Source organism: Xanthomonas sp. NCPPB 3200, from assembly GCF_056393585.1.
Map to the genome: position 1 here is coordinate 763,525 of NZ_CM150785.1, position 21,002 is coordinate 784,526.

The 21,002-nt window shown below is 66.8% G+C and carries 19 protein-coding genes and 1 pseudogene; 17 read left to right on the plus strand and 3 right to left on the minus strand.

All coding sequences use genetic code 11. The annotated features are described in order from the left end of the window. The first annotated feature begins 82 nt into the window (after positions 1-82). From mdoH to hemC, 5 genes are all read left to right on the plus strand, one after another. Complete coding sequence (mdoH, locus tag AC06DU_RS03240; RefSeq protein ID WP_478203551.1) at positions 83-2,020, plus strand: glucans biosynthesis glucosyltransferase MdoH; 1,938 nt, start codon at positions 83-85, stop codon at positions 2,018-2,020. A 173-nt stretch (positions 2,021-2,193) separates the two neighbouring features. Further along, positions 2,194-2,862: an alpha/beta hydrolase gene (locus AC06DU_RS03245; protein ID WP_478203553.1), complete on the plus strand. Its 669-nt coding sequence runs from the start codon at positions 2,194-2,196 to the stop codon at positions 2,860-2,862. 4 nt (positions 2,863-2,866) lie between these two features. Next, entirely contained in the window at positions 2,867-3,919 is a 1,053-nt protein-coding gene (locus tag AC06DU_RS03250; RefSeq protein ID WP_016903807.1) for a sensor histidine kinase, read from the plus strand. Between the two features lie 32 nt (positions 3,920-3,951). Then, a complete protein-coding gene (locus AC06DU_RS03255; protein WP_016903806.1) occupies positions 3,952-4,683 on the plus strand; it encodes a LytR/AlgR family response regulator transcription factor in 732 nt (243 codons plus the stop codon). Between the two features lie 112 nt (positions 4,684-4,795). Beyond that, positions 4,796-5,710, plus strand: a complete 915-nt coding sequence (hemC, locus tag AC06DU_RS03260; protein ID WP_065032133.1) for a hydroxymethylbilane synthase — start codon at positions 4,796-4,798, stop codon at positions 5,708-5,710. 629 nt (positions 5,711-6,339) lie between these two features. Here the strand turns inward: hemC and AC06DU_RS03265 are convergent. Next, positions 6,340-7,140 carry a DUF481 domain-containing protein gene (locus AC06DU_RS03265; RefSeq protein ID WP_104569115.1) on the minus strand — a complete coding sequence of 267 codons (801 nt, stop codon included), beginning with the start codon at positions 7,138-7,140 and terminating at the stop codon, positions 6,340-6,342. Positions 7,141-7,424: 284 nt separating this feature from the next. Between AC06DU_RS03265 and AC06DU_RS03270 the strand changes: the two genes are divergently transcribed. Continuing rightward, complete coding sequence (locus AC06DU_RS03270) at positions 7,425-8,390, plus strand: helix-turn-helix transcriptional regulator (protein ID WP_024940221.1); 966 nt, start codon at positions 7,425-7,427, stop codon at positions 8,388-8,390. Between the two features lie 285 nt (positions 8,391-8,675). Here the strand turns inward: AC06DU_RS03270 and AC06DU_RS03275 are convergent, their stop codons facing one another. Then, entirely contained in the window at positions 8,676-9,245 is a 570-nt protein-coding gene (locus tag AC06DU_RS03275; RefSeq protein WP_016903639.1) for a lipocalin family protein, read from the minus strand. A 288-nt stretch (positions 9,246-9,533) separates the two neighbouring features. Here AC06DU_RS03275 and AC06DU_RS03280 point away from each other — a divergent pair, with 288 nt between their 5' ends. From AC06DU_RS03280 to AC06DU_RS03295, 4 genes and pseudogenes are all read left to right on the plus strand, one after another. Beyond that, entirely contained in the window at positions 9,534-9,845 is a 312-nt protein-coding gene (locus AC06DU_RS03280) for a hypothetical protein (protein ID WP_024940223.1), read from the plus strand. A 67-nt stretch (positions 9,846-9,912) separates the two neighbouring features. Continuing rightward, a complete protein-coding gene (locus AC06DU_RS03285) occupies positions 9,913-12,006 on the plus strand; it encodes a prolyl oligopeptidase family serine peptidase (protein WP_478203555.1) in 2,094 nt (697 codons plus the stop codon). A 4-nt stretch (positions 12,007-12,010) separates the two neighbouring features. Next, positions 12,011-12,589 carry a hypothetical protein gene (locus tag AC06DU_RS03290; protein WP_478203557.1) on the plus strand — a complete coding sequence of 193 codons (579 nt, stop codon included), beginning with the start codon at positions 12,011-12,013 and terminating at the stop codon, positions 12,587-12,589. An 82-nt stretch (positions 12,590-12,671) separates the two neighbouring features. After that, a pseudogene (locus AC06DU_RS03295) lies at positions 12,672-12,947 on the plus strand (P-loop NTPase family protein); the annotation flags it as partial. A gap of 308 nt (positions 12,948-13,255) precedes the next feature. On the opposite strand, the gene AC06DU_RS03300 reads toward AC06DU_RS03295, so the two are convergent. Beyond that, positions 13,256-14,440, minus strand: a complete 1,185-nt coding sequence (locus AC06DU_RS03300) for a pyridoxal phosphate-dependent aminotransferase (RefSeq protein ID WP_478203558.1) — start codon at positions 14,438-14,440, stop codon at positions 13,256-13,258. A 109-nt stretch (positions 14,441-14,549) separates the two neighbouring features. On the opposite strand from AC06DU_RS03300, the gene AC06DU_RS03305 reads away from it, so the two are divergent. From AC06DU_RS03305 to hslV, 7 genes are all read left to right on the plus strand, one after another. Then, entirely contained in the window at positions 14,550-16,664 is a 2,115-nt protein-coding gene (locus AC06DU_RS03305) for a S9 family peptidase (RefSeq protein WP_478203559.1), read from the plus strand. 162 nt (positions 16,665-16,826) lie between these two features. Beyond that, positions 16,827-17,225, plus strand: a complete 399-nt coding sequence (locus tag AC06DU_RS03310; RefSeq protein ID WP_046345683.1) for a YbaN family protein — start codon at positions 16,827-16,829, stop codon at positions 17,223-17,225. A 38-nt stretch (positions 17,226-17,263) separates the two neighbouring features. Continuing rightward, positions 17,264-17,518, plus strand: coding sequence for an LPS translocon maturation chaperone LptM (lptM, locus tag AC06DU_RS03315; protein ID WP_478203561.1), 255 nt, complete (start codon positions 17,264-17,266; stop codon positions 17,516-17,518). Continuing rightward, positions 17,508-18,359: a diaminopimelate epimerase gene (gene dapF, locus AC06DU_RS03320; protein WP_478203562.1), complete on the plus strand. Its 852-nt coding sequence runs from the start codon at positions 17,508-17,510 to the stop codon at positions 18,357-18,359. The genes lptM and dapF overlap by 11 nt, the downstream gene beginning before the upstream one ends. Beyond that, the gene (locus tag AC06DU_RS03325; RefSeq protein ID WP_016903630.1) at positions 18,359-19,030 is read left to right on the plus strand and encodes a DUF484 family protein; all 672 of its coding nucleotides are present in this window, start codon (positions 18,359-18,361) and stop codon (positions 19,028-19,030) included. Before dapF ends, AC06DU_RS03325 begins: the two co-directional genes overlap by 1 nt. Positions 19,031-19,108: 78 nt before the next feature. Further along, positions 19,109-19,996: a tyrosine recombinase XerC gene (gene xerC / locus AC06DU_RS03330; protein WP_054591936.1), complete on the plus strand. Its 888-nt coding sequence runs from the start codon at positions 19,109-19,111 to the stop codon at positions 19,994-19,996. Between the two features lie 446 nt (positions 19,997-20,442). Then, positions 20,443-20,994 (plus strand): ATP-dependent protease subunit HslV, encoded by a 552-nt coding sequence (gene hslV / locus AC06DU_RS03335; RefSeq protein WP_005997221.1) that lies wholly within the window; start codon positions 20,443-20,445, stop codon positions 20,992-20,994. The last annotated feature ends 8 nt before the right edge of the window (positions 20,995-21,002 follow it).

Below are 21,002 nucleotides of genomic sequence, written 5' to 3' on the forward strand. Positions count from 1 at the left end.
ATGCGGCGACGTCGCCACGCGTAGCGGGGAGGGATCTCCCGCTTCAGCCCACACTGCCGCGATCGTGCGGCGGGCAGCCTTGATGGACGGCACTGTGACTCTTTCCCCCGCACCAACCGATCTTCCCCCCGTTTCTGCCCTCGACGCCGGTCAGCCCACGCTGCCACCGGAAGCGCCGCTGGCCATGCCCGAGCAATCCCTGCGCGAAGGCCGTCTGCAGGTGCCGCATCAGCGCACCGCGCCGGTCGGCATCGGCTTTCGGCGCTTCTATCTGATCGGCGGCACCGTCGCCACCACCGCCGTGGCGGTGTGGGTGATGCTCAGCGTGCTGTGGCCCGATGGCCTCAGCGTGCTGGAAGGCTGCCTGCTCGGCCTGTTCGTGCTGCTGTTTGCCTGGATCGCGATGTCCTTCGCCAGCGCGGTGGCCGGTTTCGTCACCGTGGTGGCGCGCGCCGGACGCAAGCTCGGCATCGACCCGGAAGCGCCGCTGCCGACCCTGCACACGCGCACCGCGTTGCTGATGCCCACCTATAACGAAGACCCGCGCCGGCTGCTGGCCGGCCTGCAGGCAATCTACGAATCGGTGGCCGAAACCGGCCAGCTGGAGCATTTCGACTTCTTCGTGCTCAGCGATACCACCCGCGAACACATCGGCCGTGCCGAAGAACTGGTGTACAACGAGCTGTGCGACCGCGTCGACGGACACGGGCGCATCTTCTACCGCCGCCGCGCCGACAATGCCGCGCGCAAGGCCGGCAATGTCGCCGACTGGGTGCGCCGTTTCGGCGGCAACTACCCGCAGATGCTGATCCTGGACGCCGACAGCGTGATGACCGGCGACACCATCGTGCGGCTGGTCGCCGGCATGGAAAACAACCCGGACGTGGGCCTGATCCAGACCCTGCCGGCGGTGGTCAACGGGCAGACCCTGTTCGCCCGCATGCAGCAGTTCGGCGGGCGCGTGTACGGGCCGATCATCGCCTTTGGCGTGGCCTGGTGGCATGGCGCCGAGAGCAACTACTGGGGCCACAACGCCATCATCCGCACCCAGGCCTTCGCCGATCACGCCGGCCTGCCGTCGCTGCGCGGGCGCAAGCCGTTCGGCGGGCATGTGCTCAGTCACGACTTCGTCGAGGCGGCGCTGATGCGGCGTGGCGGCTGGGCCATGCACATGGTGCCCTACCTGCAGGGCAGCTATGAGGAAGGCCCCCCCACGCTGACCGACCTGCTGATCCGCGACCGTCGCTGGTGCCAGGGCAACCTGCAGCACGCCAAGGTGGTGGGCGCCAAGGGCCTGCACTGGATCAGCCGCATGCACATGCTGATCGGCATCGGGCATTACTTCACTGCGCCGATGTGGGGCCTGCTGATGCTGATCGGCATCGGCATTCCGCTGGCCGGTGGCGGGATCGATCTGGCCGGCGACCTGCCGTTCTCGCCCGCCCGTTACTGGCATGGCAGCAGCCAGGGCAACGCGATCTGGATCTTCGTCTGCACCATGTTCGTGCTGCTGGCGCCCAAGCTGCTGGGCTATATCGCGCTGCTGCTCAACCCGCGCGAGTTGCGCGCCTGCGGCGGCGCGATCCGCGCGCTGCTGAGCATCCTGCTGGAAACCGTGCTGGCGGCGCTGATGGCGCCGGTGGTGATGTACCTGCAGTCGCGCGGCGTGTTCGAGGTACTGGCCGGCAAGGATTCGGGCTGGGATGCGCAGGTGCGCGACGACGGCAAGCTGTCGTGGCCGGCGCTGTTGCGCAGCTACGGCGGGCTGACCGTGTTCGGCCTGTTCATGGGCGCGGTGGCCTATACGGTGTCGCCATCGCTGGCGGCCTGGATGGCGCCGGTGATCGTGGGCATGGCGGTGTCGATCCCGGTCGTGGCATTGACCTCGTTGCGCCGCACCGGCCTGGCCCTGCGCCGCGCCGGCATCTTCTGCATTCCCGAAGAGCTCGATCCGCCCAAGGTACTGGTGCGTGCGGCCGAGCTGCGCCGTGCCGCCGCACTGGAGCCGTCGCTGATCTGAGCGCGCAGGCGGCGCATGGCTGGATCGGTGCGCGTTGCGATCTGCGCGTCTGTCGCGCCGGGGCAGCGGCGCGCACCAGGCGGCGAGAGCGGTCGGGCTGTCCGGCTCGACCGGCCCGTGATCGGCCCGGCCGATGGCGACATGCATAATGCCCAGCCCGCAAGCGGAGCTGGATGATGCTGGAAGTGATCGAACGCGAGACCGGACCGAACCCGCAATGGACCGTGCTGTGGCTGCACGGCCTGGGCGCCGATGGCAGCGACTTCGCCCCGATGGTGCCGGAACTGGTGCGCCCGGACTGGCCGGCGCTGCGCTTCGTGTTTCCGCATGCGCCGATCCGCCCGATCACCATCAACAACGGCGTGCGCATGCGCGGCTGGTACGACATCGTCGGCATGGATTTCGCCACGCGCGCCGACAAGGCCGGCATCGCCGAATCGGTGGCCCAGGTCGAGGCATTGATCGCCCATGAGCAATCCCGCGGCATCGCCCCCGAGCGCATGCTGCTGGCCGGGTTCTCGCAAGGCGGCGCGGTGACCCTGGCGGTCGGACTGCAGCGCCGCGTACCGCTGGCCGGGTTGATCGCCCTGTCCACCTATCTGCCCGAGCCGGCGGCGGCCGCCAGCCAGCTGCAGCCGGTCGCTGCCCGCCAACCTGTGTTCATGGCCCACGGCACCGCCGACCCGGTGGTGCCGTTCGGTGCCGGCCAGGCCAGCATGCAGACCCTGCGCACGCTCGGTTTCGAACTGGACTGGCACACCTACCCGATGGGCCACCAGGTCTGCCTGGAAGAGATCGAGGCCTTGCGCACCTGGATGCAGGCGCGCTTCACCGCCGCCTGAGGCCATGGCCCAGCACGCGCCCCAGACCGCCTGGATGCCGGACCTGTGCCGGCTGCCGCGGTTGGGCGCCATGCTGGGCCTGGCCGAACTGGTGGTGCTGGTGGTGACCCTGGTGCCCGACGCCGGTGCGGCGCGCAATATCACCCTGTCGCGCTTTGTCTCTGCCAGCGGCCTGGCGCTATGGCTGGCGCTGGCGGTCAGCGTGCTGTTATGCGTCCTGCGGCCGGCGTTGTCGCGGCTGCCGCCACGGGTGGGCGGGCTGGCCGCGCTGTCGATCGCCGCGGTGGTGGCGATGCTCGGTGCCGGAATCGTGCACGCCCTGTATGCGGCGCTCGACCAGGCCCCGCTCGGTCCCCTGGTCGGCTTCTGGCGCTTCACCCTGGGCAGCGCGGCGACGGTGGTGCTGATCACCGCGCTGGCACTGCGCTACTTCTACGTCAGCGACCGCTGGGAAGCGCAGGTGCAGGCCAATGCGCGTGCCCAGGCCGATGCCTTGCAGGCACGCATCCGTCCGCATTTCCTGTTCAACAGCATGAATCTCATCGCCAGCCTGCTGCGCCGCGACCCGGTCGTGGCCGAGCAGGCGGTGCTGGACCTGTCGGATCTGTTCCGCGCCGCGCTCGGTGCCGGCGAAGGCATGTCCAGCCTGCGTGCCGAATGCGAACTGGCCGAACGCTACCTGGCGATCGAATCGCTGCGCCTGGGCGAGCGCCTGCAGGTGCGCTGGCACCGGCAGGAGCCGTTGCCGTGGGAGCTGCCGATGCCGCGCCTGGTGCTGCAGCCGCTGGTGGAAAACGCCGTGCTGCACGGCGTCTCGCGCATGCCCGAGGGCGGCACGCTGTACCTGTCGCTGCGCCAGCGCGGCAACCAGTTGCAGATCCGTATCGTCAATCCGGCACCGCAGCCGGGCACCCAGTTGCCGCTGGTGGCCGGGGCCGGGCATGCCCAGGCCAGCATCTCGCACCGGCTGGCGTTCCAGTTCGGGGCCGGGGCACGGATGGCGGCCAGCTGGGCCGAGGGCTACTATGCTTGTGAGATCACATTGCCGCTGTCGTGACGGGGGAGTCGCTGCAGCGAAGGGGGATGTCCATGACGGCCACGCAAGTGCGGGTGCTGATCGCCGATGACGAGCCGCTGGCGCGCGAGCGCCTGCGCCTGCTGCTGGGCGAACATCCGCATGTCGAAGTGATCGGCGAGGCCGAAAACGGCCAGCAGGTGTTGCAGCAGTGCCATCACCTGCATCCGGACCTGGTGTTGCTGGACATCGCCATGCCCGGCGTCGACGGCCTGGAAACCGCGCGCCTGCTGCGCCAGAGCCAGCCGCAACCGGCGGTGGTGTTCTGCACCGCCTATGACCAGCACGCATTGTCGGCCTTCGATGCCGCCGCGCTGGACTACCTGATGAAACCGGTGCGCCCCGAACGCCTGGCTGCCGCACTGGAAAAGGTGGCCACCTTCCTGGCCGGGCGCGCCCCCAGCGCCACGCCGCCGCCGTTGCGCACGCATCTGTGCGCACGCCTGCGTGGCAGCCTGCGGCTGATCGCCATCGGCGACATCCGCTACCTGCAGGCCGAGGAAAAGTACGTCATCGTCCACCACGCCCGCGGCGAGGACCTGATCGAAGAGTCGCTCAAATCGCTGGAAGACGAATTCGCCGACCGCCTGGTGCGCATCCACCGCAATTGCCTGGTCGCGCGCGCCGAACTGGTGGAACTGCGCCGCAGCGGCGATGGCCAGGTGCACGCGGTGCTGCGCAACGTGCCGCACCCGCTGGAAGTGAGCCGCCGCTGCGTGGCCAGCCTGCGCGAGCAATTGCGTTAGTGCGTGACCTGTCACGTGTGCTGAGGTGCGTTGCTCGGTCGCGGCACTGTGCTGCGGGCGCCGGCGTGCGCTCCAGGTAGGAGTTACGCGCCCGGTCCGTGATAATGGCCCGATGACCACGCTCCGCATCGCTACCCGTAAGAGCCCGCTCGCCCTCTGGCAGAGCGAACACGTCGCCGCCGCGCTGCGCCAGCACCACCCCGGCCTGGAGGTCGCGCTGGTGCCGATGAGCACCCGCGGCGACGAGGTGCTGGACCGTTCGCTGGCCGCGATCGGCGGCAAGGGCCTGTTCCTGAAGGAGCTGGAGCTGGCGATGCTGCGCGGCGAGGCCGATTGCGCGGTGCATTCGCTCAAGGATGTGCCGATGGAGCTGGACGCGCCCTTCGTGCTGCCGGCGATCATGGAGCGCGGCGATGCCGCCGATGCATTGGTGTCCAATCTCTATGCCAACCTGCAGGCGCTGCCGCTGGGCGCACGCGTGGGTACCTCCTCCTTGCGACGTCAGGCGCAGCTGCGCGCGGCCCGCCCGGATCTGGAATTGATCGACCTGCGCGGCAACGTCAACACCCGCCTGGCCAGGCTCGATAACGGCGGTTACGACGCCATCGTACTGGCCTGCGCCGGCCTGCAGCGGCTGGGACTGGATGCGCGCATCACTGCGCGTCTGGACGTCCCTGACTGGCTGCCGGCACCGGCCCAGGGCGCGGTGGCGGTGGAATGCCGTGGCGACGATGCGCGTATCCATGGCCTGCTGGCAGTGCTGGACGCCGGCCGCACGCGCGCCTGCGTGGAAGCGGAGCGGGCGATGAATCGCGCGCTGCACGGCAGCTGCCATGTGCCGGTGGCGGCATTCGCGCGTTGGGAAGGGCAGGGCCTGTTCCTGCAGGGCATGGTGGGCAGCGCCAGCGATGGACGCCTGATCCACGCCGAGGCGCACGGCAGCGCTGACGACACCGAGGCCCTCGGCCGCCTGGTCGCGCAAGGCCTGTTCGACAAGGGCGCCGCGCAACTGCTGGCCGAGCTGTAACGCGCCGTCGCGTCAGCCGGTAACACGACCGGTATCGACGCCAGCGCCCAGGCGCAACCTCCAGACCTGGCCGCGACGCACGCAATGCCCGCCCGCACGCAACCCCCGCTCTTCGTAGGAGCGGCCCCGGCCGCGAGAGGCTTTATCGGGAACGCCCTCGCGGCCAGGTCCGCTCCTACCGCTCGCGGTTGCGTAGTCGAATGTCTGGGCCCATTGACCACCGCTTCGCGCAGGGGCCTCTTCGGCAAGCTGCGCTCTTCGTAGGAGCGGCCCCGGCCGCGAGAGGCTTTATCGGGAACGCCCTCGCGGCCAGGTCCGCTCCTACCGCTTGCGGTTGCGTAGTCGAATGTCTGGGCCCATTGACCGCCGCGTCGCGCAGGGGCCTCTTCGGCAAGCTGCGCTCTTCGTAGGAGCGGCCCCGGCCGCGAGAGGCTTTACCGGGAGCCTGTCGCGGCCAGGTCCGCTCCTACCGCTCGCGGTTGCGTAGTCGAATGTCTGGGCCCATTGACCGCCGCGTCGCGCAGGGTCTGTCCGGCAAGCTGCGCTCTTCGTAGGAGCGGCCCCGGCCGCGAGAGGCTTTACCGGGAAAGCCCTTCGCGGCCAGGTCCGCTCCTACCGATCGCGGGTGTTTACTTGAACGTATAGACCAGGTTGACCGTGGTCAGGGTGTCGGTCTTCTTGTCGCCGTCGCTGACCTCGCTGTTGTGGCGCATCTGCCAGGCGGCCTTGAGCGCGAAGTGCGAGTTCATGCTGACCTGCACGCCGAAATCGTTCTGCGCGTAGGTGTTGTATTCGCCCGATTCCACCAGCAGCGTGTTGATCAGGTCGGTGTTGTCGGTGACGGTGTACTTGAGGTCGAACAGCCCGCGCCCGATCAGCCCGGTCTCGTTGCGGTCTTCGTCGCTGTTGTGCGCGCGCCGGATACCCGGGCCGATCTGCGCATCCAGGTAGAAGCGGTCGGCATCGATCAGGCGCGTGCCGTAACCGATACCGAAGGTGGCCAGGCGGTCGTAGGTGGCAAAGTCGTCGTGTTCGTAACGGCCGGTGGCGGTGAGCTGGCGGTGCTCGCCCAACTGCAGCGCGCTGCCGGCGCTGCCGGTGTAACGCTCAGCAGTGGTCTGGCGCTCGCGCGAGGTGCTGCCGTCGTCGTTGGTGTTGGTGTATTCGGAACTGGAGCGCAGCGCGGTGGCATCCAGGCTGTGGATCCAGTCACCGTCGGTATAGCGCAGGCGGATCCGGCCATTGAGGCTGTCGGTGGTGCTGTTGCCGTGGGCGGCGGCATAGCCGAGCTCGCCACTGCTCCCGCCCCACGGCGACGGCATCACGGCTGCGGCAGGGTCCGCCGGGGCCGGTGCGACTGCCTGGGCCCAGACGGTGGGCGTGATCAACAACAGCGGCAGCAGGGCAGACAACGGGGCACGGCGGGACATGGGCGGCTCGCTTTGGAGGACAGGGGCGAAAGAGGGTGGAAGCGATTTCATGATAACGGACTGAGCGGCTGCGTCATGAGCAAGTGAATGCCGCGCTTCAGAAGGGGTTCGGGCGTCGGCTTGCGCAACGGCAGCGGCTGGCGCATCGCAAGCAGGCCCGGCCTGCGCGCGCTGCAGGCCCGCGGCCCGCCCGCCCGCGCGCAGTCGCGGCGCCGATCCAGGCATGATTGCCGGTGTACAGCGACGCTCACCCTGCCACGCAAAGACTCGGACATAATCGACGCATGGACCGCTACGAACGCATCAACTCCCTGCATCGCTTGCTCAAATCGGCACGCTACCCGGTCACGGTGGCGCGGCTGCAGGATGAGCTGAGCTGCTCCCGCGCAACCGTGTACCGCGACCTGGCGTTTCTGCGCGATGCGCTGATGGCGCCGGTGGAAGGCGACGGCGAATCGGGGTTCCGTTATCTCTCCGGCGAAAGCGACCGCTTCGAACTACCCGGCCTGTGGCTGAGTTCGGAAGAACTGCACGCGCTGCTGGCCTCCCAGCAACTGCTGGCGCGCACCGGTGGCGGGGTGTTGTCCTCGATGCTGGCGCCGCTGCAACAACGCATCGAAGGGCTACTGGCCGCCCAGGCCGGCGTGTCGCAATGGCCGGTGGACCGGGTGCGGGTGATTCCGCACCGCGGCCGCAAGCTGGACGAAGCCAGCTTCCGCACCGTGGCCTCCGGCGTGCTGGAGCGCAAGCAGCTGAGCTTCGACTATCGCGCCCGTTCCACCGACGAATCGACCAAGCGCACGGTGTCCCCGCAGCGCATCACCCACTACCGCGACAACTGGTACCTGGATGCCTGGGACCACGGCCGCGATGGCGTGCGCAGCTTTGCGGTGGACCGCATCAATCACGCACGCCTGCTCGAGAGCGTGCCGCGCGATGTGCCCGACAGCGAGCTGGATGAGCAGCTGGCGGCCAGCTACGGCATTTTTTCCGGCGCGCCCAAGGGCTGGGCGACCATCGTGTTCAGTGCCAAGGCCGCGCGCTGGGTCGCCGACGAGCACTGGCATTCCAAGCAGCAGGGCCGCTTTCTGGCCGATGGCCGCTACGAGCTCAAGGTGCCGTACAGCAACTCGCGCGAACTGCTGATGGACGTGCTGCATTACGGCTCGGACGCGGAGATCGTCGAGCCGGTCTCGCTGCGCGAGCAGGCCAAGGCGCTGCTGTCGCTGGCCTTGAGCAATTACGACTGAGCGTGGCGGGGGCGTGATGCCTGGAGCAAGCTGTCGTGCGACAGCTGCGTGCGCGTATCCGAAGTAGCCGCTAATGCAGCGTAGCGCGCGTCAATGCCGCCAATGGTGGTAACGCGCGTTGCAGCGCAGTTCCTGCTGCAACCGCGCCGGGAGCGTGCAATTGAAGTTGACGTACCAAGGTCGATAGCGACGCATTGCACCGAATCTTATCGACCGTCGTACCAACCAGCTCATGCCTGTATCAACCGAATCCGGCCGGGCAACCGACCGGCCCGCCCACCAAGCTCAGCGCTTGTTGGGCACTTCAAACCCCAAACGATCCACCTGCTCGCGCAGCTGCGGCACGCGCTTGAGCTTGTCGGTGTAGATGGAGTAGTCGTCGCGCATCTTGTCGACCAGCTTGCGGTACTGGTCGCGGCTCATGTCCGGCTTGCGCGCGAAGATCCAGGCCAGGTCGCGGCCGGGGTAGGAGATCAGCATCCACGAACCGTCCGGTGCGATTTCCAGGATGCGCTGCTTGGCCGGGATGACCTTGTAGAACCATACCCGCCAGTCGCGGTTGCCGCTCTCGGCATCCACCGAGGCGCGTGCGTTGACCTCTTTCTCCGGCTCGCCGAAGCCCTCGCGGTACACATAGCGCACCGCCACCTTGCCGTCTTCGACCAGGGTGTATTCGTCGCGGCTGGTGACGTGGCCGCGCTCGACTGGGTTGGGCATGCGTGCGATCACGTACCAGGTGCCCATGATCTTGGACAGATCGACCGCCGGCTCGCTGGCAGGCGCGTCCTTGGCGGATGCCACGGGCAGGCCGAGGACGAACAGAAAAGCGAGGGCGATCGTAACGGTCAGGCGCATCGCAACATCACAAAGGGGCAGTTGGAGCAGCACACTACCGCATGCAGGGGGCAAGTTCGCGTCAACGGTCGGGTCTGGCGCACCCGGCTGCCTCGGACGCGGCAACCGTAGGCCTGGGTCCGGGCGCGGAAGAGGGCGCCATCGGCGGCTTGGCAATGGTTATCGCACCGCGGCGCCGGCACCCGGCAAGGCGGTCTCTCCGGTTTTCGCCGCCAGGTCGCAGTCGGTGAGATGGGCGCAGGCAATCCTGCCGGCCTGTCCTCATCCTTCCTGCCACGGAGTGCCGCCATGTCGATTCGTCCTTCCCGTCGTTCCGAACGTCCCGACCCGCGCGTGCTGCGCCCGGTCCGGCAGATCGCCCTGGCCGGCCTGGCCCTGGTGCTGGTGTGGCCAGCCGCGCGCGGCCACAGCGAGTGGATCGGCTGGCTGCCGCTGTGGCTGGTCGGCATGCCGATGCTGGCCTGGTGGAGCCTGCACCGGTTCGCGTTGCCGGCACTGGTGCGGCCCGGTGCGCGGCGCGGCGCGCCACGTCGGCGCGGGCCGCAGGCGCAACGCCGACGCAGCACGTCGCGTGCGGCGACACAGGCGCGCGCGGCCTGACCTTCGGCAGGGTCGGGCGGCGGAGGGCTATGCTACGTTCCCGGCGTTCGTTCTCCCGGAAACATTCATGTCCAAACTCGCCTCGATCTGCCTGGTTGCCGGTCTGATCACCGCTGGCGCCGTCTCTGCAGAGGAAACCGCCGTGTCCAACGATCCCTACGCCTGGCTGGAAGATGTTTCCGGCGCCAAGTCGCTGGACTGGGTCAAGGCCCAGAACGCCAAGACCGAGGCGCGCCTGGCCGCCACGCCGGCCTTCAAGCAGATGGAGACCAGCATCCGCGAAGTGCTGGATTCGGACGCGAAGATTCCCGGCGTGCAGAAGATCGGCGAGTACTACTACAACTTCTGGAAGGACAAGCAGCACGAGCGCGGCCTGTGGCGGCGCACCACGCTGGACGAATACCGCAAGCCGGCGCCCAAGTGGGAAACGGTGCTGGACCTGGATGCGCTGAACAAGGCCGAAGGCGAGAACTGGGTCTGGCACGGCGCCGACTGCCTGCGCCCGGATTACCAGCGCTGCCTGATCGCGCTGTCGCGCGGCGGCGCCGATGCCGATGTCACCCGCGAGTTCGATCTGGCCGACAAGCAGTGGGTCAAGGACGGCTTCTTCCGCCCCGAATCCAAGGGCGGGCTGGGCTGGATCGACCGGGACACCGTCTACGTGTTCACCGATTTCGGTGCCGGCACGATGACCAGCTCCGGCTATCCGCGCATCGCCAAGCAGTGGAAGCGCGGCACTCCGCTCAGCGCCGCCACGGTGGTGTACGAGGGCAAGCCGACCGACATGTACATCGCCGCGATGCACGACGACACGCCCGGATTCGAGCGCGATTTCGTCAGCCGCACGCTGGCCTTCTACAACGAGGAGCTGTATCTCAAGGGTGCCGACGGCAAGCTGGTCAAGGTGGATGCGCCCAACTCGGCCAGCAAGTCGGTCAAGCGGCAATGGCTGACCCTGGAACTGCGCGAACCCTGGACCGTGGCCGGCAAGACCTACAAGGCCGGCTCGCTGCTGGCCACGCGCTTTGACGACTTCATGGCCGGCAAGCGCAGCTTCGATGTGCTGTTCGAGCCCACCGACAGCACCTCGCTGGCAGGTATCGCCTGGACGCGTTCGCACCTGGTGTTGAACGTGCTGGAAGACGTCAAGAACCGCCTGAGCGTGATCACGCCTGGGCAGGATGGCTGGAAGAAGAGCGCCTTCGTCGGTGCGCCGGCGTTCGGCACCGTCGACGTCAGCGCGGTGGACAGCGACGACAGCGACGCGCTGTGGTTGACCGTTACCGACTACCTGACCCCGACCACCTTGTCGTGGGTGGAGGTGGGCACCGCGCCGCAGCCGCTCAAGGCCATGCCGGCGTTCTTCGATGCCGGCAAGGACAGCATCGAGCAGCACTTTGCCACCAGCAAGGACGGCACCCGCGTGCCGTATTTCCTGGTGCGCCCCAAGGCGTTGAAGCTCGATGGCAGCGCGCCGACCCTGCTGTACGGCTATGGTGGTTTCGAGATTTCGATGACGCCCAATTATTCCGGCGGACTGGGCCGCGCCTGGTTGGAAAAGGGCGGCGTCTACGTGGTGGCCAACATTCGCGGCGGTGGCGAATACGGCCCGCGCTGGCACCAGGCCGCGCTCAAGCAGAACCGCCACAAGGCCTACGAAGACATGGCTGCGGTGGCCAAGGACCTGGTCGCGCGCAAGATCACCTCGACCAGGCATCTGGGCGTGCAGGGCGGCAGCAATGGCGGCCTGATGACCGGCAACATGCTGACCCAGTATCCGGAGCTGTTCGGCGCGGTGGTGGTGCAGGTGCCGCTGCTGGACATGAAGCGCTACAGCCATCTGCTGGCCGGTGCCTCGTGGATGGCCGAGTACGGCAACCCGGACACCGACGACTGGAAGTTCATCCAGACCTTCTCGCCGTACCACCTGTTCGACCCGGGCAAGACCTATCCGCCGGTGATCTTCCTGACCTCCACGCGCGACGACCGCGTACATCCGGGCCACGCGCGCAAGATGGCCGCCAAGATGATCGAGGCCGGCAAGGACGTGACCTATTACGAGAACATCGAAGGCGGCCACGGCGGCGCGGCCAACAACGCACAGGCCGCGCATATGGCGGCGCTGGCCTACAGCTTCCTGTGGGAGCGGCTAGCGGATTGAGTTGATGTACCGATACGGGCGCGCCGGCAATGGTCGGCGTGCCCGTATTGTTTTGGATGTTTTGCGATCGATTGATCTAGTCGGAGAGTGGTCGATGCTGGCGCTGATGGTTGCTTTGGCATTGAGCGGCTGTGCTGCTCAGGATGCGCACTACGTGCTGCGTGATCACCCCGACGTGCGTGCCGAATTCCATCAGGTCGCCAGCGGCCCACAGTGGCCATCACATTTGGCGTTGCGGTTGCACTCCACAAGCTCCGGCCGGGATGCGTGGTTTCTGCCATGGAATGGTGGCAGCGACGGAAGTCAGCATATGGCCTCGACGACCGACGTCACTGCGCCGGGCTGGCATCCGCCAGACCCCGACGGCGGGCCGCGACCGTTGGGCGATGTCAGCTATATCGGTACAGATGCGGACTATCGCGTCTTGAGCGAGGTGCCGCGCCTGGGCGCACCGGCACCGGCGCACTTTCTGTTGCCCGACCTGCGCGAAGCGGTGTGGTACCGGGCCAGGCAGGACCAGCGCTTGGACGTTGCACGGCAATTCTTCGATCTGGATGGCTGTACCGCGCAGAAGAGGTCGTAGTTCCGGGAGCATCTGGATGAGGCTGGACGATCTGGGACCCCGGATTTGTATCCTGGGACCATCCAATAGTGGGAAATCGACGTTGTCGCAGGCGATCGGGCAGGCGCGCGGATGCGTGTGTGTGCATCTGGATCAGCTGCATCATCTGCCCAACACTGCCTGGACACCTCGATCCAGGCAGGAATTTTTTGCGCTCCACGATCTCGCCATTGCTGGCGAGCAATGGGTGATGGAAGGCAACTATCTGGGTTGCCTTCCGCAGCGTCTGGCACGTGCAACCGGCATTGTTCTGCTGGATATCCCGACGATGACCAGCATGGTGCGCTATTTGCGGCGAACCTGGTTCGAGCATCATCGCTGCGGTGGCCTTGATGGCGCCAGGGAGCAAGTGAAGTGGGAGATGCTTCACCACATCGCGGTCACCGAACGCAGGAAGCGAAAAGACCTCGCGTTGGTGTTCGAGCGCACCATGCTGCCAAAGATCGCATTGCGCACGGTGGCGGCGATCGATCAGTTCTATCGCTCCGCGGGTCTGAAATTCCGGGACTAGCGCCAGTGGCAAAGAGTTCTCGCAGCGAAGCTCAGGCGAGGACCGCCGACCAGGGCTTCGTGCTCAAAACGCTGCATGGATCGCGGTGTTCTGACTTGGCATCAGGCTGCGGATGCTTACAAATGACCCAACCCACGCGCGATCCGCTCCACCGCTTGCTGCAGACGTGGCAGGCTTTGCGTATAGGCGATGCGCACGTGTTGATTGGCGCGATGGAAGCCGAAGTCGATGCCGGGAGTAAAGGCAACATGCTCGGTCTCCAGGAAGTGTGCGCAGAAGGCCTGGGCATCGTCCGAGAATGCGCTGATATCGGCATACAGGTAGAACGCACCCTGCGGTTCGACGGCGATGTTCAAGCCCAGTGCACGCAGCGCGGGCAGCAGGTAATCGCGGCGCTGCTGGAACTCGGCGCGGCGCGCTTCGAAGATGGCGATGCTGTCGGGCGTGAAGCAGGCCAGCGCGGCGTGCTGGGCGATCGTGGAGGCGCTGATGTAAAGATTCTGCGCGAGTTTTTCCAGCTCCGGCACCGCCTCGGGCGGGGCGACCAGCCAACCCAGGCGCCAGCCGGTCATGCCGAAGTACTTGGAAAAACTGTTCAGCACGAAGGCGCTGTCGTCCACTTCCAGCACGCTGTGCGCATCCATGCCGTAGGTCAGGCCGTGGTAGATCTCGTCCACCACCAGGTGGCCGCCGCGCGCATGCAGCGCCTGCGACAAGCCGGCCAGTTGCGCGCGCGACAGCACGCTGCCGGTGGGATTTGCCGGCGAGGCGACCAGTGCGCCGACGCTGTCGGCGTTCCAGCAGGCGTCGACCAGGCCTGGCGTCAGTTGGTAATCGGTGTCTGCGCCGACCGGCACCAGTTGCGCGGCGCCTTCGACCAGGCGCAGGAAATGCCGGTTGCACGGATAGCCGGGGTCGGCGAGCAGCCAGTGTTTGTGCGGGTCGACCAACAGGCTGCTGGCCAGCAGCAATGCGCCGGAGCCGCCAGGAGTGACCAGGATGCGTTCCGGATCGATAGCGCAGCCGTACCGCTGCGCGTAAAACCCGGCGATGGCGGCGCGCAGCGCGGGCAGGCCGCGGGCGGCGGTGTAGCGGGTGTGTCCGGCCGCCAGTGCGGCCTGTCCGGCCGCGACGATCGGTGCGGCGGTGGTGAAATCCGGTTCGCCGATCTCCAGGTGGATCACATCGTGGCCGGCCTGTTCCAGCGCATTGGCGCGCGCCAATAGCGCCATCACATGAAACGGCGCGATGTCCTGGCTGCGGCGGCTGTAGCGGGGGGCATGCGAATGTAGGGAGTCCATACCGAAGAGGATAGAGCAGCATGACCTCGGGCACATGACGCTCCCGGCCGGGCTCTTCCACACTCGGGTGCTGGGATGGCATTGCGTTCATCCAACGGACCCCAATCTGATGAAGCCTGTCCTCGCCCTTCTGATCGCCAGCCTGATGACCACATCTGTTCCTTCCGCCTTCGCAGCTCTCCCGCCGCCACCGGACGTGGCCAAGCGTCCGCATGTGGTCAAGGCCCCGTTCGGCGCCACCCGCAACGACGACTACTACTGGCTGCGCGACGACAAGCGTGAGGACAAGTCGATGCTGGCCTATCTCAACGCCGAGAACGCCTACACCGACACGGTGATGGCGCCGCTCAAGCCGCTGGAAGACACGCTGTATACCGAGATCGTCGGGCGCATCAAGCAGGACGACGCCAGCGTGCCGTATCGCGAGCGTGGCTACTGGTATTACACGCGCTTCGAGGCCGGCAAGGACTACCCGATCCAGGCGCGCCGCAAGGGCAGCATGGACGCGCCGGAACAGATCCTGCTCGACGTCAACCAGATGGCGCAGGGCAAAGGCTACTTCAGCGTCGGCGATGCGGAAGTCAGCCAGGACAATCGCATCCTGGCCTGGGCCGACGATGCGGTGGGCCGTCGCCAGTACACGATCCGTTTCAAGAATCTGGACACCGGCCAGATCTACCCCGATACGGTGGAAGGCGTGTCGGCCAACGTGGTCTGGGCCGACGACAACAAGACGCTGTTCTACGTCGAGAACGATCCGGAAACGCTGCTCACCGTGCGGGTGAAGAAACACGTGCTGGGCACGCCCTCCAAGGACGACGTGCTGGTCTACGAGGAGAAGGACGACAGCTTCTACATGGGCATCGGCCGTACCCGCGACGACAAGTACATCACCATCGGCGTGGAAAGCACTGTGTCGTCGGAGACGCGTTATGCGCCGGCCGACAATCCCGAGCGGTTCACTCTGCTGGCCAAGCGCGAGCGCGATGTCGAATATCACCCCGAGCATTTCGATGGCCGTTGGGTGATCCGCACCAATGCCGATGGCGCCAAGAATTTCAAGCTGGTGACCGCACCCACCGATGCGACCACGCGCAAGCAGTGGACCGACTGGGTGGCGCACGATGACAAGGTCTATATCGAAAACTTCGAGCTGTTCGACGGGTTTACCGCGATCGAAGAGCGCTCCGGCGGGCTGGAACGCGTACGCCTGCTCAAGGGTGATGGCAGTCATGAGTACGTCAAGGCGGACGAGCCTGCGTATTCGATGGGCCTGGCGGTCAATTCCGAGCCGGACACCGAGTGGTTGCGCTACAGCTACACCTCGCTGACCACGCCGGCGACCACCTACGAACTCAATACGCGGACCGGCGAGCGCAAGCTGCTCAAGCAGCAGCCGGTGATCGGTTACGACGCCGGCAAGTACGTCACCGAGCGCGTCTGGGTAACTGCGCGCGATGGCGTCAAGGTGCCGGTGTCGCTGGTGTACAAGCGCGGCTTCAAGAAGGACGGCACTGCGGCGTTGTTCCAGTACGCCTACGGCAGCTACGGCATGTCGATGGACCCGGCCTTCAATCTGCCGGCGATCAGCCTGCTGGACCGTGGCGTGGTGTATGCCATCGCGCACATCCGCGGCGGCCAGGAAATGGGCCGCCAGTGGTACGACGACGGCAAGCTGCTGCACAAGAAGAACACCTTCACCGACTTCATCGACGTCACCCGCGGCCTGGTGGAACAGGGCTATGCCGCCAAGGATCGCGTCGCCGCTTCCGGCGGCAGCGCCGGTGGGTTGCTGATGGGCGCGGTGGCCAACATGGCCCCGCAGGACTACCGCGTGATGGTCGCGCAGGTGCCGTTCGTCGACGTGGTCACCACCATGCTCGATGCCAGCATCCCGCTTACCACCAACGAATACGACGAGTGGGGCAACCCGGAAAAGAAGGCCTATTACGATTACATGCTGTCCTATTCCCCGTACGACAACGTGACCAGGCAGGCCTACCCGGCCCTGTTCGTCGGTACCGGCCTGTGGGATTCGCAGGTGCAGTACTGGGAGCCGGCCAAGTGGGTGGCCAAGCTGCGCGACGACAACACCGGTACCCAGCCGATCGTGTTCCGCACCAACATGGAAGCCGGCCACGGCGGCAAGTCCGGCCGCTTCCGCCGTTACCGCGAACTCGCCGAGTCCTATGCGTTTGTGCTGGATCAGCTCGGGGTCAAGTAGTTGAGGGGCGGGGATTGGGGAGTCGGGATTGGGGATTGGTAAGCAAAACCCGCCCAATCCTGCGTGCAGACGTCCCCTTATCCGCGGTTCGGGGCCCCTTCTCCCGGTGCGAGAAGGGGATGCCCGGACCATCTCTGCGCCCGCTGGCCGTATCATTTACCCATGACGCGACCGACTCGATTCCGCTGGGCCTGGTGGTTGCTGGCCTACGCCAGCCTGGCGACCGGCATCGTCGGTATCTTCGTGCCCGGCCTGCCGACGACCGTGTTCATTTTGATTTCCGCCTGGGCCGCCTCGCACGGCTCCGAGCGCCTGCACAACTGGCTGCTCTCGCATCCGCGCTTCGGCCCGGCAATCGTCGAGTGGCAGACCTATCGCGCGGTCAGCCGCAAGGCCAAGTGGATGGCCACGCTCACCATGACCGTCTGCGCCGGCATCATGCTGTGGTGCGTGCCGGTGTTCTGGGTCAAATGCCTGTCGATCGGCAGCATGGCGGTGGTGGCGATCTGGCTGTGGCTGCGCCCCGAGCCGCCACCGCGCGCGCTGCCCGCTGCGCATTGAGCGCACGGCAGTCAGGGTGTTCTGGCTATACTTCGGGCATGAGCATCATGTCCCGACCGTCTCTTCGTCTCGCACTGGTTGGTGCGACCTTTGTCCTGCTTGCCGCCTGCGGCAACAAGGGCCCGCTGGTGATGCCGCAAAAGCCGGTGCCGGTGGAAGCCCAGCCGGTGCTGCAGCCGCCGGACGCGCCGCAACCGCTGGATGAGTCCTCGCCTGCGCCTGCGCCGGTGAACACCGATACGCAGCCCGCGCCCACCACCGACCAGCCCGCTAGCAGCGGCAATGAGCGCTGACGGCCGCAGCGGGCGTCTGCGTTTCACCAAAATGCATGGCGCCGGCAACGATTTCGTGCTGCTGGACCTGCGCGACGGCACGCCGCCGCCGAATGCCGCGCTGGCCGCACGCCTGGCCGACCGCCATTTCGGGGTGGGCTGCGACCAGATCCTGACCATCGAACCCCCGCGCAGCAGCGAGGCGGTGGCCGCGTACGGCATCTGGAATTCCGACGGCTCGGCCGCGCGCCAATGCGGCAACGGCGCGCGCTGTGTGGCGGCCTGGCTGGTGCGCGACGGCACCGCGCAGGGCGATGACTTCGTCATCGATAGCCCGTTCACCTCCCACCGCGTGCAGCGTCTGGATGCCGGCACCTATGCGGTGGCGATGGGCGTGCCGCAATTCGAGCCCACGCAGATCCCGCTGGCCGGCTTTGCGCATGCGCGCGAGGAATACGCGCTGCCGGTGCATGGCGAAACCGTGCGCTTTGGCGCGGTGTCGATGGGCAACCCGCATGCCGTGGTGGAAGTGGGGCGGGTGGAGGCGGCGCCGGTGGAACGCGTCGGCGGCCTGTTGCAGCAGAACGCCGCGTTCCCCGATTCGGTCAACGTCGGCTTTGTGCAGGTGGTCGACCCGACGCATGTGCGCCTGCGCGTGTTCGAGCGCGGCGTCGGCGAAACCCTGGCCTGCGGCAGCGGTGCCTGCGCGGCGGCGGTGGTGCTGATGCAGCGTGGCCGTGTCGAGCGCGACGTGCAGGTGTCCTTGCCCGGCGGCGAGCTGCGCATCCGTTGGGCCGGCGAACAACAGGAAGTCGTCATGTCAGGCCCGGCCGTGTTCGTCTTCGATGGAGAGTGGAACTGATGAGCGAGAACACGGACACATTCAGCGCGCACGAAGTGGCAACCTGGTTGCGGCGCCACCCGACCTTCCTCAAGCAGTTCCCGGATCTGGCGGTGAGTCTGCTGGTGCCGCGCGACGACGGCCCCACTGCCTCGCTGGCCACCTATCAGCTGGAAGTGCTGCGCGACAAGAACCGCGAGCTGTCGCGGCGCCTGCACGAGCTTGGCCACAACGCGCAGGACAACGAGCGCCTGGCGGTACGCACGCATCAACTGACCCTGGCGCTGATGCGCCAGACCAGCGCGGCCGACACGCTCAAGGCGATGGCCGCCTCGCTGGCGGAAGATTTCAATGGCGAACTGGTGCGGCTGGTGTTGCTCAAGCCGGTCGCCGGCCTGGAGGCCGACTGGCTGCAGATCATCGCCGCCGACGATGCGCGGCTTGCCCCGTTCCGCGATTGCCTGAGCGACGGCGAGCCGATCTGCGGCCGCCTGCAGGCAGAAAAACACGCGCTGCTGTACGCCGACCAGGCTGCCAACGTGCAATCCACCGCGCTGCTGCCCTTGCCCGGCATTGGCCTGATTGCGGTCGGCAGCAGCGACGCCAACCGCTTTTATCCCGGCATGGGCACCTTGTTCCTGCGCATGATGGGCGAGTCCCTGGGCGTGGCCTTGCAGCGCTTCGACACATGATGCGCCGTGCAGGGTGCGCCGATGCGTGCAGCCTGCGCTGGATGGCCGCGCCGATGGTGCGGCAGCGGGGAGTCTGAGGTGGCGTCGGTCGACGATTTCCTGGGATACCTGCAGGTCGAGCGGCAGGTGTCTGCGCATACGCTGGATGCCTACCAGCGCGATCTTGCTGCGTTGGTGAGCTGGGCCGGCGAACAGGCCATCGACGATGTGGCGCAGCTCGATAGCGCACAGTTGCGGCAGTTCGTTGCGGCCGAGCACCGGCGCGGGTTGTCGCCCAAGAGCCTGCAGCGTCGCCTGTCGGCATGCCGCAGTTACTACGCCTGGTTGCTCAAGCATGGCCGCATTGCCGCAAGTCCGGCGGCGGCAATGCGTGCACCCAAGGCGCCACGCAAATTGCCGCAGGTGCTCGATGCCGATGAAGCGGTGCGTCTGGTCGAGGTGCCCACCGACGCGCCGCTGGGCCTGCGCGATCGCGCCTTGCTGGAGCTGTTCTATTCGTCCGGGCTGCGCCTGAGCGAGCTCTGCGCGCTGCGCTGGCGCGACCTGGATCTGGACAGCGGTTTGGTGATGGTGCTCGGCAAGGGCGGCAAGCAGCGTCTGGTGCCGGTGGGTTCGCATGCGATCGGCGCGCTGCGCGAATGGCTGCGCGACAGCGGCGGGCGTGCCGATACGCATGTATTCCCCGGCCGCGCCGGCGGTGCGATTTCGCAGCGCGCAGTGCAGATCCGCATCAAGCAACTGGCAGTGCGCCAGGGCATGTTCAAGGACGTGCATCCGCATATGCTGCGGCACAGCTTTGCCAGCCACATCCTCGAATCCTCCGGCGACCTGCGCGGCGTGCAGGAATTGCTCGGCCATTCGGACATCGCCACCACGCAGATCTATACGCATCTGGATTTCCAGCACCTGGCCAAGGTCTACGACGCTGCGCATCCGCGCGCCAGGCGCAAGAAAGCTGCTGAGTGAGTGGCGCGGCGTGTGTTGCGCGTAGCGGTTAACCACTTCTCTGAAGTACCGCCGCGTGCGAATCGCCGCTCTAGAGCCGCTCTCCCATTCGGAGAGGGGCTGGAGCGCAGGCATCGGCGCTTGTACGCGGATCCATGCGCGGGCCTGCGTGGTTATTCGGGCCGGAGCGTTTCTTGCAGTGATGCGCATATGACGGCCGCATACTGCGGTGACAGGTTTGCGCAGCAGCGTCTCCGCGCCGGCGACGATCCCCCGGTTCATCCCGAAGCGCACACCACGCTCCCGATCGTTCTCGTGTGCGGCTGCTCGATGCCTGCGTACCGGGAGCGCAGACGCATGCTGTCTGCCGTCTGAGCGCGCTGCATCAGTCGCCCGCGCCGCATGCGCGCAGCATGCTTGAACCCGGCAGGGGCGTCCCCACCTCATTGGAAACCCCCGGAGGACCCATGGACCCCAGCCAGAACCCCAACATCGTTCACGCCACCACCATCATCTCGGTTCGGCGTGGTGGGCATGTCGCCGTTGCCGGCGATGGCCAGGTCACCCTCGGCCACACCGTCATGAAGGGCAATGCGCGCAAGGTGCGCCGGCTCGGCCGTGAGGGTCAGGTGCTGGCCGGTTTTGCCGGTGCCGCCGCCGATGCGTTCACCCTGTTCGAGCTGTTCGAAGCCAAGCTCGACAAGCATGGGCAACTGACCCGTGCCGCCGTGGAGCTGGCCAAGGATTGGCGCACCGAGCGCCGCCTGGGCAAGCTCGAAGCGCTGCTTGCGGTCGCCGACAAGGAAACCTCGCTGATCATCAGCGGGACCGGCGACGTGATCGAGCCGGAAGACGGCATCATCGCCATCGGTTCGGGCGGTTCGTACGCCCTGTCGGCTGCCCGCGCGCTGCTGGCGCACACCGAGCTCGATGCCAAGACCATCGCCACCGAAGCGATCAACATCGCCGGCGATATCTGCATTTATACCAATCGCAATGTGGTGGTCGAAGAGCTGTGAATCGGGAG

Coding starts and splice junctions, on each gene's coding strand:
- mdoH (WP_478203551.1), top strand. CDS start 83: ATGGACGGCACTGTGACTCTTTCCCCCGCACCAACCGATCTTCCCCCC.
- AC06DU_RS03245 (WP_478203553.1), top strand. CDS start 2,194: ATGATGCTGGAAGTGATCGAACGCGAGACCGGACCGAACCCGCAATGG.
- AC06DU_RS03250 (WP_016903807.1), top strand. CDS start 2,867: ATGGCCCAGCACGCGCCCCAGACCGCCTGGATGCCGGACCTGTGCCGG.
- AC06DU_RS03255 (WP_016903806.1), top strand. CDS start 3,952: ATGACGGCCACGCAAGTGCGGGTGCTGATCGCCGATGACGAGCCGCTG.
- hemC (WP_065032133.1), top strand. CDS start 4,796: ATGACCACGCTCCGCATCGCTACCCGTAAGAGCCCGCTCGCCCTCTGG.
- AC06DU_RS03265 (WP_104569115.1), bottom strand. CDS start 7,140: ATGTCCCGCCGTGCCCCGTTGTCTGCCCTGCTGCCGCTGTTGTTGATC.
- AC06DU_RS03270 (WP_024940221.1), top strand. CDS start 7,425: ATGGACCGCTACGAACGCATCAACTCCCTGCATCGCTTGCTCAAATCG.
- AC06DU_RS03275 (WP_016903639.1), bottom strand. CDS start 9,245: ATGCGCCTGACCGTTACGATCGCCCTCGCTTTTCTGTTCGTCCTCGGC.
- AC06DU_RS03280 (WP_024940223.1), top strand. CDS start 9,534: ATGTCGATTCGTCCTTCCCGTCGTTCCGAACGTCCCGACCCGCGCGTG.
- AC06DU_RS03285 (WP_478203555.1), top strand. CDS start 9,913: ATGTCCAAACTCGCCTCGATCTGCCTGGTTGCCGGTCTGATCACCGCT.
- AC06DU_RS03290 (WP_478203557.1), top strand. CDS start 12,011: ATGTACCGATACGGGCGCGCCGGCAATGGTCGGCGTGCCCGTATTGTT.
- AC06DU_RS03300 (WP_478203558.1), bottom strand. CDS start 14,440: ATGGACTCCCTACATTCGCATGCCCCCCGCTACAGCCGCCGCAGCCAG.
- AC06DU_RS03305 (WP_478203559.1), top strand. CDS start 14,550: ATGAAGCCTGTCCTCGCCCTTCTGATCGCCAGCCTGATGACCACATCT.
- AC06DU_RS03310 (WP_046345683.1), top strand. CDS start 16,827: ATGACGCGACCGACTCGATTCCGCTGGGCCTGGTGGTTGCTGGCCTAC.
- lptM (WP_478203561.1), top strand. CDS start 17,264: ATGAGCATCATGTCCCGACCGTCTCTTCGTCTCGCACTGGTTGGTGCG.
- dapF (WP_478203562.1), top strand. CDS start 17,508: ATGAGCGCTGACGGCCGCAGCGGGCGTCTGCGTTTCACCAAAATGCAT.
- AC06DU_RS03325 (WP_016903630.1), top strand. CDS start 18,359: ATGAGCGAGAACACGGACACATTCAGCGCGCACGAAGTGGCAACCTGG.
- hslV (WP_005997221.1), top strand. CDS start 20,443: ATGGACCCCAGCCAGAACCCCAACATCGTTCACGCCACCACCATCATC.